Below are 12,357 nucleotides of genomic sequence, written 5' to 3'. Positions count from 1 at the left end.
GCCCCGGCCCGCCTGCGGGTCGTGACGCGCGCCTCTCTACCGTGGGCGCATGCACGCCCCGGCCCTCCTGCTGCGCTCCGCGCGCCCCCTCGACCTGCGCGCCGAGCCGGCGCTCGCCGCGGCGGAGCCGGGGCCCGTCGACGTGCTGCTCTCCGGCGGCGTCGTGGCCGCCGTCGGACCGGCGGGCACCCTCGAGGCCGGTGACGCCGAGGTCGTCGAGGCCGACGGCCGCTGGCTGGCCCCCGGGCTGTGGGACCAGCACGTGCACCTGGCGCAGTGGACGCTCACCTCGGGGCGCCTCGACCTCGCCGACGTCACCTCCCCCGAGCAGGCCGTGCGTCGCGTCGCCGACCGGATCGCCGCGCACCCCGAGCTGCCCGTCGTCGGCTGGGGCCACCGGTCGGCCGGCTGGCACCGCGACCCCACCGTCGCCGAGCTCGACGCCGTCTCCGGCGACGTGCCCGTGGTGCTGATCTCCGGCGACGCCCACCACGCCTGGCTCAACACCACCGCCCTGATGCACCTGGCCCTCCCGGTGCGCGACGACGTCGTCCGCGAGACCGAGTGGTTCGCCGCCTACGGTCGCCTCTCGACGCTCGTCGGCGACGACGGCACCTCGCCCGCCGCCTACCGCCGCGCGCTGGAGGAGGCCGCCGCGCTGGGCGTCGTCGGCCTGGTCGACTTCGAGTTCAGCGGCGGCGCCGCCGACTGGCTGGAGCGCTGGCACGACGGCTGCGACCTGCTGCGGGTGCGGATGTCGACCTACGCCGAGGGCCTGGACGCGGTGCTCGCCGCAGGTCTGCGCACCGGCGATCCGCTCGACCCCGACGCCCGCGACCGACGCCTCACGATGGGGCCGCTGAAGATCATCAGCGACGGCTCCCTCAACACCCGCACCGCCTGGTGCTGCGCGCCCTACGGCGACGGCGCGCGCCTGGAGCACCCCGCGGGCCTGCCGAACCTCGACGCCGCCGAGCTGCGTCGCCTGCTGCTCACCGCCCGCCAGCACGGACTCGAAGTGGCCACCCACGCCATCGGCGACGCGGCGGCCGCCCAGGCGCTGGAGGTCTACGCCGAGACCGGCGCCGGCGGCTCCATCGAGCACGCGCAGCTGATCTCCCGTGCCGACGCCGCCCGGCTGGCGGCCCTGGGCCTGCGCGCGAGCGTCCAGCCGGCGCATCTGCTCGACGACCGCGACCTCGCGCAGCGGGTGTGGGCCGACCGCACCGACCGCTGCTTCGCCTTCCGCGACCTCCTCGACGTCGGCGCCACCCTCGCGCTCGGCTCCGACGCCCCGGTGGCGCGGCTGGACCCGTGGCTGGCGATGGCCGCCGCCGTGCACCGCTCCGCCGACGACCGCGAGCCCTGGCACCCCGAGCAGGCCCTGACGCCGCGGGAGGCCTTCGCCGCCTCCGTCGACGGACGGCTGGAGGTCGCCGAGGGCCGGCCCGCCGACGTCGTGCTCCTCGACCACGACCCGCTCGTCCCGCAGCCGGACTCCGCCGCGGCGGCCGCACGCCTGCAGGGCACCGAGGTCGCGCTCACCGTCGTCGCCGGCCGTCCGGTGCACCGGCGGCTCTGAGGCGACTCCGAGGCGACTCCGAGGCGACTCCGAGGCGGCGCGGGCGTCCGGGAGATCCGGGCGCAACCGGATCGCCTCCGGGCGGCGTCGCAGGGGCATGACCCGCCCCCGCCTGCACCGCAGGCCCCTCGCCCTCGCGGCCCTGCCGCTCCTCGCCCTGTCGCTGGCCCTGCCCCTGGCCGCGTGCACCGCCGCCTCGGGCGAGGGTGCCCGCCCGGTGGTCGAGGCCACTGCGACCAGCGGCGCGCGCCTGAGCGTCCCCGCGGGCGACGACGCCGCGGGCGTCGCGGCCCGCTTCGTCGACTTCGCGACGGGTCGGATCGACGCGCCACCGGTCGACACCCCGGTGGCGCTCTACCTCGACGGCCGCCGCGTCCGCAGCCTCGACGCCGCACGCTCGGCCGACCGCGACGCCTACGCGCTCCGCGGCGTCGCCCGCTCGGCCGTGACGTCGATCCGCGACGCCGACGGCGTGCGCCTGGGCGACCTCGCCGGCCTCTGCCTCACCCGGCCGAGCACGCCCACCGACACCGGCGGCTCCCAGGTGCGCGTCATCCGGCCGCGGCGCGCCTCCTGCGCCGACGACCTCGCCGTGCGGGTGTGGAGCAACGACGTCGGTCAGCTGGTGGCCGTCGATCTCGTCCGGGCCCGCTGAGCCGGCTCCGGGGTGGACTTGGCGCTCAGGCGCCGGTGCCCTTCGGCAGCACCTTCTCGATCTCCGCGGCCACGGCCTTCTGCTCCGCGGCGAAGGGGTGGAACGGGATCGCGCCCGAGGACTCCTTGATGCCGTTGATCCACGGGTCGGAGGCGCAGATGTCGTGACCGGCCGAGGCCGTCCAGATGTCGGCGAAGAGCACCTTCGACTGCTTCGCCGCCGCCTTGACGGCGTCGTTCAGGCCCTCGTTGACCTGGCGGGCGAACGGGTAGTCGCCGGTGGCCAGCGGCAGGAGGTCGCGGCAGGTGCCCGAGGCCGGGATCACCTGCGGGTAGCCGACGGCCACGATGGTGGCGTTCGGCGCGCGGTTCTTGACGCCGGAGAACACCGCGGCGAGACGGTCCTGGATCTGCTTGAGCGTGGGGCCGACCTTCGCGGCGCCGGCGTCGGTGCACGGCTTGCCGTTCGGCTCCGAGCGGGCCTGGGAGACGCACGCGCCCAGCACCGAGGAGAAGAGCTGGAGGTCGTTGCCGCCCATGCCCACGGTGACGAGGTCGACGCCGTCGCTGAGGGCGTCGAACTGGGCCGGGTGGATCTCGCCGTCGCTGGTGCGCTGCACGCCGACGAGGGCGGTGGAGTCGGCGCCGGAGCACGAGACGTCGGTGAGCCCGCTGCCCAGCGCGGCGGCCAGGAGGTGCGGGTAGTTGCCGTCCGAGCGCAGGCAGCCGTCGTCCGAGTCGGTCTTCGGGACGCCGGGAGCGGCGGTGAAGGAGTCGCCGAGGGCGACGTAGACCGGGTACGGGCCGGTGCCGCGCGTGGGCGAGCCCGACGCGGAGGCCGAGGGGCTCTTCTTCGCCGCGGGCTCCTCGGAGTCCGAGGAGCACGCCCCGGCGAGCGCGGCGACGAGCAGCACGACGGCGGAGCCTGCGAGGAGGCGGGAGGTGCGACGGGAGGACGAGCGGGCCATGCCTCCGACGCTACGCGGTCGGCGGTGATCAGCCCCGGCCGGGTGGGTCCTGCTCGAGGAGGTCCTGGAGCAGCCGGCCGGCGAGCTCGTGGACGACCTTGCGGGGGTGGATCGGCCGGCTGCCGTCGGGGCCGGGCTGCGCGCCGTTGACCCACGGGTCGGCGGAGCACACGTCGTGGCCGCGGGTGGCGCGGGCGAGGTCGAGGAAGTCGACCCCCGCGTCGCGGGCGGCGGCCCGCAGCGAGGTGTTGACGCGGTCGACGACCTCGCCGAACCAGGCGACGTCGCCGTCGGCCAGCGGCAGCAGGTCGGGGCAGGTGCCGCTCTCGGGGGTGATCGTCGGGTAGCCGACCACCACGATCCGGGCCTTCGGCGCGCGCTCGGCGATGGCCGCGAGCGCACGGCCGGCGTCGTCGCGCACCCGGGCGGCGGCCACCATCAGGCGGTCCCCGCCCTCGCGGCGCTGCGAGCGGCGGCACGGCGCACCGGACGGGTCGCGCTCGCGCAGCCCGGGGCAGACGGTGGTGATGGTGGCGAAGATGCCGTCGTCGTTGCCGCCGAGCCCGAAGGTGACCAGGTCGGTGCCGGCGTCGAGCACCTGGCCCTGCGGCGGCACCGTGGCCTGCGGACGGGCCTGTGGTGCGACGAGGGAGCCCATGCTCGCCCCGGAGCAGGTGACGTCCTCGAGGTTCACCGGGACGCCCTCGGTGCGCAGGCGGGTCGTCAGCTGGTGGGCGTAGTCGTTCGTGGACCGGTCGCACGCGAGCGAGTCGGGCTCGGGGATGCCGACGCCGGCGGAGTAGGAGTCGCCGAAGGCGACGTAGTCGATCGGCGCGGGCGGCGGGTCGTCGGAGCAGCCGGCGAGCAGGCCGGCCAGGCTCACCAGGCAGGCCGCGGTCGCGAGCAGCAGGACGGGAGCGCGGCGCACGCACCGCAGCCTAGGGGCAGCGAGCGCCCCTGCGGTCGGGCCGGGCCGGGTCGGGCTGGGTCAGGCCAGGGCGAGCACGAGCGCCAGCACCGTCTGCGGGTCGTCGAGGGCCTCGCCGTAGCGCTCGCGCAGCTGACCGAGGCGGTAGCGGACGGTCTGGGGGTGCACGAACAGCGCGGCGGCGACGTCGTCGCGTCGGCCCTGGTGCAGCAGCCAGGCCCGCAGCGTCTCGGTGAGCTTCTCGACGGTGGCCGGGCGCAGCCCGGCGAGCGGCGCGAGGGCCTGGGCGCGCAGGTCGGCGACGCCCGCGGGGTCGGCCGCGAGCACGAGGCGGACGAGGTGCTCGTCGGTGTCGCCCGCCAACCCCAGCGCCCGGGCGCGCAGGACGCGCTCCCACGACAGCGGCGCCTCGGTCCAGGGACGGGCGGGTCCGAGCACGCAGCCGCGGGCGGCGGTGGCCTGCTGGAGGACGGCGCGGCGATGGCCGTGGAGGTCGGGCACCAGCAGGGCGGAGCCGTCCTCGGTGCCCTCGCCGTCGGTCGCGAGACCCGGAGGCGCGGCCACCACGAGGGTCGCCGCCGGGACGCCGGCCAGCACCGGTCGCACCTGGGCCGCGGGCACGAGCACGACGGTGAGGGTCTCGGGCACCGGCCAGTCGGCGCGAGCGGCGGCGTCGAGCACCACCTCGGCAGGGGCGCCCTCGAGCAGCAGCCGGCCCAGCCGCTCGAGCAGCTGCTGACGCACCCGGCCGGTGTCGGCCAGCTCGTCGGCGTGACCCGCGGCGCTGGCCGCGGAGAGCTCGTCGATGAAGGCGAAGACCAGCTCGGCGAAGCCGGCCAGCTGCTCGGGCGGGAGCCCGGCCTGCACGGCGATGCCGGAGAGCTCGCGCCAGGAGATGCGCGCTCCGATGCGGTATGCGGCCAGCAGGGCGTCGGTGGAGCGGCCGCTGCGGGCCTCGCCGCGGCCGAGCTGGTAGGCGCCCTCGACGGCCGGGGCGGTGGGGGTGCGGGGGTCGACGCCGCGCCGTCCCGAGGCCAGGGAGAGGAAGCCGCCCAGGGCCAGCTGGACGGCGTTGCGGATGTTGGCGCCCATCGAGCCGCTCAGCGCGTCGCGGTAGCTGGGGACGTCGGTGATGATCCCGGCCACGACGCGCTCGGCGGTGCCGGGCAGCTCGGCGCGCATGCGGGAGACGACGTCGGGCGGCAGACGCAGGCCGGTGACCAGGCCGCGGTCGGGCGTGCCCTCGCCGTCGCGGCGGGGTGCGCGACGCGCCATGGTGCCTCCTGAGGTCCGCTGCTCCGGCTCTTTTTGTCATCTGCGAACAAGATCCGGTCTCTGGTTCACGTCGACGACACAGGACCTTACCCCTGGTGATCGATCATGCTCGTCAGCATGTCCGTCGTCGCCGATGCCCTGATGCGGGTGGCCGAAGCCGCGGTGACCCCGCTCATGCCGGCCGACGTCCTCGATCTCTTCGACCCGCTGCGTCGCGGCGCCGACCTGCGGGCCCGCGTGGTCGCGGTCGAGCCCGAGACCCCCGACGCCGCCACGATCGTGCTCAAGCCGGGCAAGGACTGGGCCGGGCACCGTCCCGGCCAGTACCTCCGCATCGGCGTCGACGTCGACGGCGTGCGGCACTGGCGGGCCTACTCGCTGACCCACGGCCCGCGTCGCGACGGCCTCATCAGCGTCACCGTCAAGGCCGTGCCCGGCGGCACCGTCTCGCCGTTCCTCGTGCACGGCCTGCGCCCCGGCACGCTGGTGCACCTCGAGCAGGCCGACGGCGAGTTCGTGCTCCCCGAGGACGGCGGTCGGTTCCTCTTCGTCACCGCGGGCTCCGGCATCACCCCGGTCATCGGGATGCTGCGCAACCTGTTCCCGTCCACCGACGCCGGCGTCCTGCGGCCCGGCCGCAGCGCGCAGCATGACATCGTCGTGGTGCACCTCGCGCCCAGCCGCCCCGACACCATCTTCGCCCGCGACCTCGCCGCCCTCGACGCCGCCGGCGCGATCCGCCTGGTCAGCCGCTTCGACGACGAGCACGGCGTGCTCGACGTCGCCGACCTCGCCGCGCTCGTGCCCGACCTCGACGAGCGCGCCACCTTCGCCTGCGGCCCGGCCGGGCTCCTCGACGCCCTCGAGCAGCACCACGAGGGCCGTGGCCTGCCGCTGTTCACCGAGCGGTTCCGCGCCACCACCGTCGAGCCCGGCGACGGCGGCACCGTCACCTTCACCGGCTCCGGCGCCGCCACCACCGTCGAGGCCGACGGCGCCACCAGCCTGCTCGACGCCGGCGAGGCGGCCGGCGTCCTCATGCCCAGCGGCTGCCGCATGGGCGTCTGCTTCGGCTGCGTCGTGCCGCTGCGCGAGGGTGCGGTGCGCGACCTGCGCAACGGCGCGATCACCGTCGCCACCCCCGGGGAGACCGCCGCCGGCGGCCTGCCCATCCAGACCTGCGTGTCGGCCGCCGCCGGCACCTGCGAGATCCAGCTGTAGGAGGCCCAGCGATGACCACCATCACGAAGAAGCCCGAGAGCCCGATCGCCCACCTGACCCCCGAGGACGTCGAGCAGATCGGCATCGAGCTCGACGCCATCCGTCAGGACGTGCTCGACAGCCGCGGCGAGCGCGACGCCGCCTACATCCGGCGCGTCGTCGAAGCCCAGCGTCGCCTCGAGCTCGCCAGCCGCGCCGTCCTGCTGGCCAGCGCGTTCCCGCCCGCCTGGGTGCTCGGCACGATGGGCCTCTCGGTGGCCAAGATCCTCGAGAACATGGAGATCGGCCACAACGTCATGCACGGCCAGTGGGACTGGATGCGCGACCCCAAGATCCACTCCACCACCTGGGAGTGGGACAACGCCTCGACCGCCGAGGGCTGGAAGCACAGCCACAACGAGGTGCACCACACGTACACGAACATCGTCGGCAAGGACAACGACCTCGGCTACGGCATCATGCGCGTCGACGAGGACCAGCGCTGGCACCCGATGTACCTCGGCCAGCCGCTGTGGAACTTCCTCAACGCCTGCCTCTTCGAGTACGGCATCGCCGCCTACGACCTCGAGCTCGGCCGCAACCTGCGCATCCCCAAGGAGAAGCGCAGCGAGGAGTTCAAGCGCCGCGCCAAGGGCACGCTCGCCAAGATCCGCAAGCAGGCCACCAAGGACTACGTCGTCCACCCGCTGCTCTCCGCGCCCACCGGCTCGTTCGTGCCGACCCTGGCCGCGAACCTCGTCGCCAACGTCGTGCGCAACGTCTGGTCGCACTCGGTGATCATGTGCGGCCACTTCCCCGAGGGCGTCGAGACCTTCGAGAAGAAGGCGATCCCGGCCAACGAGACCCGCGGCGAGTGGTACCTGCGCCAGATGCTCGGCTCGGCCAACATCTCCGGCGGCCGCGCGGTGCACCTGATGTCGGGCAACCTCTCCCACCAGATCGAGCACCACCTCTTCCCGGACCTGCCGAGCAACCGGTACGCCGAGGTCGCGCCGAAGGTGAAGGCGCTGTTCGAGAAGTACGACCTCAACTACCACGAGGCGCCGCTGCCGCAGCAGGTCTACTCGGCCTGGCACAAGGTCGTCCGGCTCTCGCTGCCCAACGGCTGGCTGGAGACCACCACGGTCCGCAACGCCCCGTCCCAGCTCAAGCTCCTCTACGCGATGAGCACGGGCGGCGCGAAGGTCCGTCGGGCCGCGCAGGCGCGCCTGCAGCAGCAGGCCCGCCGGGTCGCGGCGGAGAAGGCCGCGCGGGCCGCCTGAGACGCGGGCGGCGGGCGCTCACCCGGCGTCTGGTGGAATGGAGGCCATGAGCGCCCCCGCCAGCCCTCGTCCCCGGCAGGTCACCGTGACCGCCTGGATCATCGTGCTGGCCTCGGCCTTCACGGTGCTCACCCAGCTCAGCTACATCCCGAGCCTGCGCTCGCTGGACATGCGCGAGCAGGTCGAGATGTTCCTCGCCGAGCCGCCGGGCTCCACCTTCGGACTCTCCACCCGCGAGACCCTCGACCTCCTGCGGGTGCTCGCGCTGGTGGCCGCCGGCTGCGCCACCGCCACCGCGATCCTCGGCTTCTACGTGCTGCAGCGCTCGGCCAGCGCCCGCTGGGGTCTGACCGTGCTGGCGATCCCGGTGTTCGTGTCCGGCATGCCCTCCGCGGGCCTGCTCTCGGCCGTCATCGCCGCCGGCGCCGCCATGCTGTGGGCCCAGCCGGCGCGGGCCTGGTACGCCGGCCAGCCCATCCCCGAGCCGCGAGTGCGCCAGCCGCGTCCGCCCGCGTCGACGCCCCCGCCGCCGGCGCCGCCCGCACAGCCGCCGGTCGACCGCGCCGTGCCGCCGCCGGCCGTGCCCCACGACCCGAGCGCCCCGCAGCCGCCGCCCTATCCGAACCCCTACGCGCGCCCGTCTGCTCCCGCGCATCCCTCAGCGCCCGCGCCTCAGGGCCCGTACGCGTCGTCGGTCGCCCCGCTGACCCGCCGCCCGGGCGCGCTGGTCGCGGCCTGCGTGCTCACCTGGGTGCTGTGCGGCCTCACCGCGGCGATGCTGGCCATCCTCGGAGTGGCCGTGGCCGCCGACGGCAACGGCCTGCTCGACGAGGCGATGCGGCGCAGCCCGCAGATCGCCGACTCCGGCGTCGACCGTGACGCCCTCCTCGCCGGCGTGCTCGTGCTCGCCGTCGTCGGCGTCGTGTGGTCGCTGGTGGCCATCGCGCTGGCGCTGCTGACCTTCCTCGGCTCGCGCTGGGCGCGCATCGCGCTGACGGTGTCGGCTGCGGCGGCCGGCGTCGTCCTCGTGCTGGGCGTCGTGGGCTCCCCGCCGGCGCTGGTGCCGGCGATCGGCGCGTTCGCCGTCGTCGCCCTGCTGCAGCAGGCCGACGTGCGGCGCTGGTGCACCCAGCGCCGCTGACCCACCGGATCTCGACAGGCTCGATCACCGGAGGGGTTCGGTGGTCGAGCTTGTCGAGACCCCCGCACCTGAGCGGAGCGGCTCGCGTCAGTGCTCGAGGCGGGCGTCGCCCAGCCGCTCCAGGGCGGAGACCAGCGTGCGGCGGTCCTTGCAGAACGCCCAGCGCACCAGGTGACGACCGGCCTCGGCGTCGTCGTGGAAGCCCTGCGTCGGGATGGCGACGACGCCGGCCCGCTCGGGCAGCGCCAGGCAGAAGGCGCGGCCGTCGTCCCAGCCGAGGTGGGAGACGTCGGTGGTGGCGAAGTAGGTGCCGGCCGGGCGGTGGGCGGGCAGGCCGAGCGCCGCCAGCCCGTCGCAGAGGAGGTCGCGCCGCTCCTGGAGGTCGGCGGCGAGCGCGGCGGGCGCGTCGGGCAGGTGATCCAGCGCATGGGCGATCGCCGGCTGGAAGGCCGACGCGGAGGTGTAGGTGAGCCACTGCTTGGCCGCGACCACCGCGGCGACGAGGTGGCGCGGGCCGACGGCCCAGCCGACCTTCCAGCCGGTGACCGAGTAGGACTTCCCGGCGCTGGAGAGCGTCAGGGTGCGCTCCCACATGCCCGGCAGCGTCGCGATCGGCGTATGGCGGACGCCGTCGAAGGTGAGGTGCTCGTAGACCTCGTCGGTGATCACGATCAGGTCGCGCTCGCGGGCGAGCTGCGCCACCGCGGCCAGCTCGGCGTCGGTGAGCACCGTGCCGGTGGGGTTGTGCGGGGTGTTGAGCAGCACGAACCGCGTGCGGGGCGTGACGGTCGCGCGCAGCTCCTCGACGTCGAGCCGGAAGTGCGGCGCCCGCAGCGTCACGGGGCGCCGCACGGCGCCGGCCATCTGCAGCATCGCCACGTAGGAGTCGTAGTAGGGCTCGAGGACGACCACCTCGTCGCCGGGCTCCACCAGGCCGAGCAGCGCCCCGGCGATGGCCTCCGTGGCGCCGGTGGTGACGGCGACCTCGGCGTCGGGGTCGACCTCCAGGCCGTAGTTCCGGGCCTGGTGCCGGGCGATCGCCGCCCGCAGCTCGGGGACGCCGATGCCCGGCGCGTACTGGTTGCGGCCCTCGGCGATCGCCCGCCGGGCCGCCTCGAGCAGCTCCGGCGGCCCGTCGGCGTCGGGGAAGCCCTGGCCCAGGTTGAGCGCGCCCGTGCGGGCGGCGAGGGCCGACATCTCGGCGAAGATCGTCGGCGGGATGCCGGTCAGACGCGAGGCGGTCACGCGGCCGACCCTACGCGGGCGGTTGAATGGTCCCCGTGACCAGCGATCCCACCCTCGCCGCCGACGTCGACGCCCTCTGCCGCCTGCAGGGCACCTTCACGCTCCGCTCGGGGCAGGTCTCGCACGAGTACTTCGACAAGTACCTCTTCGAGTCCGACCCCGGCCTGCTGCGCCGCGTCGCCGAGGCCATGGTGCCGCTGCTGCCCGAGGGCACCGAGCTGCTCGGCGGCCTCGAGCTCGGCGGCGTCCCGATCGCCACGATGGTCTCCAGCCTCAGCGGACAGCCGGCGCTGTTCGTGCGCAAGAAGGCCAAGGAGTACGGCACCTGCAAGCTCGCCGAGGGCCCGGCCGTCGAGGGCCGCCGCGTCACCCTGATCGAGGACGTCATCACCACCGGCGGCGCCGTGCGCGACGCCACGCGCGCGCTGCGCGAGGCCGGCGCGATCGTCGAGGTCGTCGTGTGCGCGATCGACCGCAGCCCCGCCGGGGAGAACCCGCTGGCCGACGTCGACCTCGAGGTGCGGCCCGTGCTCACCAAGGCCGACCTCGACGCCGCTCGGGGCTGACCCGCGACCACCCCTCGGCTTCACTGTCGGACGTGACCCCCGTCCTCGCCACCGCCACCTCGCCCGACGACCTCGGGGGCGTCGCCGGCTGGGCCGTCGATCTCATGGAGCGGCTCGGTCCGCTCGGCGCCGGCATCGCCATCGCGCTGGAGAACCTCTTCCCGCCGCTGCCCAGCGAGATCATCCTGCCGCTGGCGGGCTTCACCGCCAGCCAGGGCGGGTTCTCGCTGACCGCCGCGATCCTCGCCACCACCGCCGGCTCGGTGATCGGCGCGCTGGTGCTCTACGCGTTCGGTCGCGTCGTCGGCCGTGAGCGCGTCCACGCGCTGTGGGCGCGCCTGCCGCTGGTCGACGAGGCCGACCTGACCCGCACCGAGGAGTGGTTCGCCCGGCACGGTCGCAAGGCGGTGTTCCTCGGGCGGATGGTGCCGGTCTTCCGCAGCCTGGTCTCGGTGCCGGCCGGCGTCGACGCGATGCCGCTGCCGGTCTTCACGCTGCTGACGCTGGCGGGCTCCCTGATCTGGAACACCGTGTTCGTGCTCGCCGGCTACGAGCTGGGCGAGCAGTACCACCGCATCGAGCCGATCGTCGGCGTGCTGCAGGTCGTCGTGCTCGGCGCCGTGGCGCTGCTCCTGCTCCGCTGGCTGGTGCGGCGGCTGCGGCGTCCTCGCGCCGCCTGAGCAGCGCGTGTCAGGCCCGGGTCAGGCCTGGGCTGAGTCGCCGGCGGGCTCGTCGGCGTCGTGGTGCTTGTGACGGTGCCGGAAGGCCTCCCACGCCAGCGGGATCACGGTGAACAGGCCGATCGCGATGATGGCGTAGTCGAGGTTCTCGCCGAGGGCCGGGAACGTGCGGCCCAGGAAGTAGCCGAGCAGCGTGATGCTGAGGACCCAGGCGGCCGCGCCGACGGCGCTCCAGGTGAAGAAGCGGCGGCGCTCCATCTGCGTGACGCCGGCGACGACGGTGATGTAGGTGCGCACGAACGGCACGAAGCGGCCGATCACCAGCGCCTTGTTGCCGTGCTTGTCGAAGAACGCGCCGGTCTTGTCGAAGTAGGAGCGCTTGAGGATGCGGCCGTCGCGCTGGTAGAGCGGCGGGCCGACCTTGCGTCCGATCTCGTAGCCGACGACGTTGCCCAGCAGCGCCGCGACGCCCAGCAGGATGATCGCGACGACCATCTCGGTGAGCGGCGTGCCGATGCCGAGGACCTCGATCTTGCGGCCGGCCACGAACAGGCCGAGCGCGAAGAGCAGCGTGTCGCCGGGGAGGAAGGGGAAGAAGAGGCCGCACTCGACGAAGACGATCGCGAGGCTGATCCAGATGAAGGAGCCGCCGAACTGGTCGAGGAGCCACTGGGGCTCCATCCACGAGATGCCCAGCAGGAGCGGCGTCAGCACGGGGGTCAGGAGGGCCGAGGCCGTCGGTGTCACCCGCTCACCGTACCCTGCGCGCATGAGCGAGGAGCCCGCGGGAGGGGAACCGGGCGAGGAGCCGGCCGAGGAGTCGCGCGCTCCCTAC

Annotated in this window: 12 protein-coding genes; 7 read left to right on the top strand and 5 right to left on the bottom strand. The window is 74.7% G+C overall.

Translation table 11 applies throughout. The features are described 5' to 3' along the window. The first annotated feature begins 49 nt into the window (after nucleotides 1-49). Nucleotides 50-1,582, top strand: a complete 1,533-nt coding sequence (locus ACZDWJ_RS13025; protein ID WP_463521391.1) for an amidohydrolase — start codon at nucleotides 50-52, stop codon at nucleotides 1,580-1,582. Between the two features lie 97 nt (nucleotides 1,583-1,679). Then, a complete protein-coding gene (locus ACZDWJ_RS13020) occupies nucleotides 1,680-2,237 on the top strand; it encodes a hypothetical protein (RefSeq protein ID WP_463521390.1) in 558 nt (185 codons plus the stop codon). A gap of 25 nt (nucleotides 2,238-2,262) precedes the next feature. Here ACZDWJ_RS13020 and ACZDWJ_RS13015 read toward each other — a convergent pair whose 3' ends face one another. The 3 genes from ACZDWJ_RS13015 to ACZDWJ_RS13005 are packed head-to-tail and all read right to left on the bottom strand — an operon-like array spanning nucleotide 2,263 to nucleotide 5,407. Beyond that, complete coding sequence (locus tag ACZDWJ_RS13015) at nucleotides 2,263-3,204, bottom strand: SGNH/GDSL hydrolase family protein (protein WP_463521389.1); 942 nt, start codon at nucleotides 3,202-3,204, stop codon at nucleotides 2,263-2,265. A gap of 28 nt (nucleotides 3,205-3,232) precedes the next feature. Then, nucleotides 3,233-4,132 carry an SGNH/GDSL hydrolase family protein gene (locus tag ACZDWJ_RS13010; RefSeq protein ID WP_463521388.1) on the bottom strand — a complete coding sequence of 300 codons (900 nt, stop codon included), beginning with the start codon at nucleotides 4,130-4,132 and terminating at the stop codon, nucleotides 3,233-3,235. A gap of 60 nt (nucleotides 4,133-4,192) precedes the next feature. Next, complete coding sequence (locus ACZDWJ_RS13005; RefSeq protein WP_463521387.1) at nucleotides 4,193-5,407, bottom strand: helix-turn-helix domain-containing protein; 1,215 nt, start codon at nucleotides 5,405-5,407, stop codon at nucleotides 4,193-4,195. 117 nt (nucleotides 5,408-5,524) lie between these two features. On the opposite strand from ACZDWJ_RS13005, the gene ACZDWJ_RS13000 reads away from it, so the two are divergent. The 3 genes from ACZDWJ_RS13000 to ACZDWJ_RS12990 are packed head-to-tail and all read left to right on the top strand — an operon-like array spanning nucleotide 5,525 to nucleotide 9,031. Continuing rightward, entirely contained in the window at nucleotides 5,525-6,628 is a 1,104-nt protein-coding gene (locus tag ACZDWJ_RS13000) for a ferredoxin reductase (protein ID WP_463521386.1), read from the top strand. 11 nt (nucleotides 6,629-6,639) lie between these two features. Beyond that, nucleotides 6,640-7,890, top strand: coding sequence for a fatty acid desaturase family protein (locus ACZDWJ_RS12995; protein ID WP_463521385.1), 1,251 nt, complete (start codon nucleotides 6,640-6,642; stop codon nucleotides 7,888-7,890). Nucleotides 7,891-7,936: 46 nt separating this feature from the next. Beyond that, nucleotides 7,937-9,031, top strand: a complete 1,095-nt coding sequence (locus tag ACZDWJ_RS12990; protein ID WP_463521384.1) for a hypothetical protein — start codon at nucleotides 7,937-7,939, stop codon at nucleotides 9,029-9,031. Nucleotides 9,032-9,118: 87 nt separating this feature from the next. On the opposite strand, the gene ACZDWJ_RS12985 is transcribed toward ACZDWJ_RS12990, so the two are convergent. Next, nucleotides 9,119-10,276 (bottom strand): pyridoxal phosphate-dependent aminotransferase, encoded by a 1,158-nt coding sequence (locus ACZDWJ_RS12985; protein ID WP_463521383.1) that lies wholly within the window; start codon nucleotides 10,274-10,276, stop codon nucleotides 9,119-9,121. 35 nt (nucleotides 10,277-10,311) lie between these two features. Between ACZDWJ_RS12985 and pyrE the strand changes: the two genes are divergently transcribed. Then, on the top strand, nucleotides 10,312-10,842 hold the full coding sequence (gene pyrE / locus ACZDWJ_RS12980) for an orotate phosphoribosyltransferase (protein ID WP_463521382.1): 531 nt from the start codon (nucleotides 10,312-10,314) through the stop codon (nucleotides 10,840-10,842). A gap of 32 nt (nucleotides 10,843-10,874) precedes the next feature. Then, complete coding sequence (locus ACZDWJ_RS12975) at nucleotides 10,875-11,522, top strand: DedA family protein (RefSeq protein ID WP_463521381.1); 648 nt, start codon at nucleotides 10,875-10,877, stop codon at nucleotides 11,520-11,522. A 21-nt stretch (nucleotides 11,523-11,543) separates the two neighbouring features. Here the strand turns inward: ACZDWJ_RS12975 and ACZDWJ_RS12970 are convergent, their stop codons facing one another. Then, nucleotides 11,544-12,269 (bottom strand): DedA family protein, encoded by a 726-nt coding sequence (locus ACZDWJ_RS12970; RefSeq protein WP_463521380.1) that lies wholly within the window; start codon nucleotides 12,267-12,269, stop codon nucleotides 11,544-11,546. Between the last annotated feature and the right edge of the window lie 88 nt (nucleotides 12,270-12,357).

It is taken from the genome of Nocardioides sp. B129/18 (genome assembly GCF_055282735.1).
Note: the sequence above shows the minus strand (reverse complement) of the source record. Positions and strands in the feature narration are given on the sequence as shown.

Excerpts from the sequence above, each read along its gene's own strand:
- ACZDWJ_RS13025 (WP_463521391.1), top strand. The coding sequence starts at position 50 with ATGCACGCCCCGGCCCTCCTGCTGCGCTCCGCGCGCCCCCTCGACCTG.
- ACZDWJ_RS13020 (WP_463521390.1), top strand. The coding sequence starts at position 1,680 with ATGACCCGCCCCCGCCTGCACCGCAGGCCCCTCGCCCTCGCGGCCCTG.
- ACZDWJ_RS13015 (WP_463521389.1), bottom strand. The coding sequence starts at position 3,204 with ATGGCCCGCTCGTCCTCCCGTCGCACCTCCCGCCTCCTCGCAGGCTCC.
- ACZDWJ_RS13005 (WP_463521387.1), bottom strand. The coding sequence starts at position 5,407 with ATGGCGCGTCGCGCACCCCGCCGCGACGGCGAGGGCACGCCCGACCGC.
- ACZDWJ_RS13000 (WP_463521386.1), top strand. The coding sequence starts at position 5,525 with ATGTCCGTCGTCGCCGATGCCCTGATGCGGGTGGCCGAAGCCGCGGTG.
- ACZDWJ_RS12995 (WP_463521385.1), top strand. The coding sequence starts at position 6,640 with ATGACCACCATCACGAAGAAGCCCGAGAGCCCGATCGCCCACCTGACC.
- ACZDWJ_RS12990 (WP_463521384.1), top strand. The coding sequence starts at position 7,937 with ATGAGCGCCCCCGCCAGCCCTCGTCCCCGGCAGGTCACCGTGACCGCC.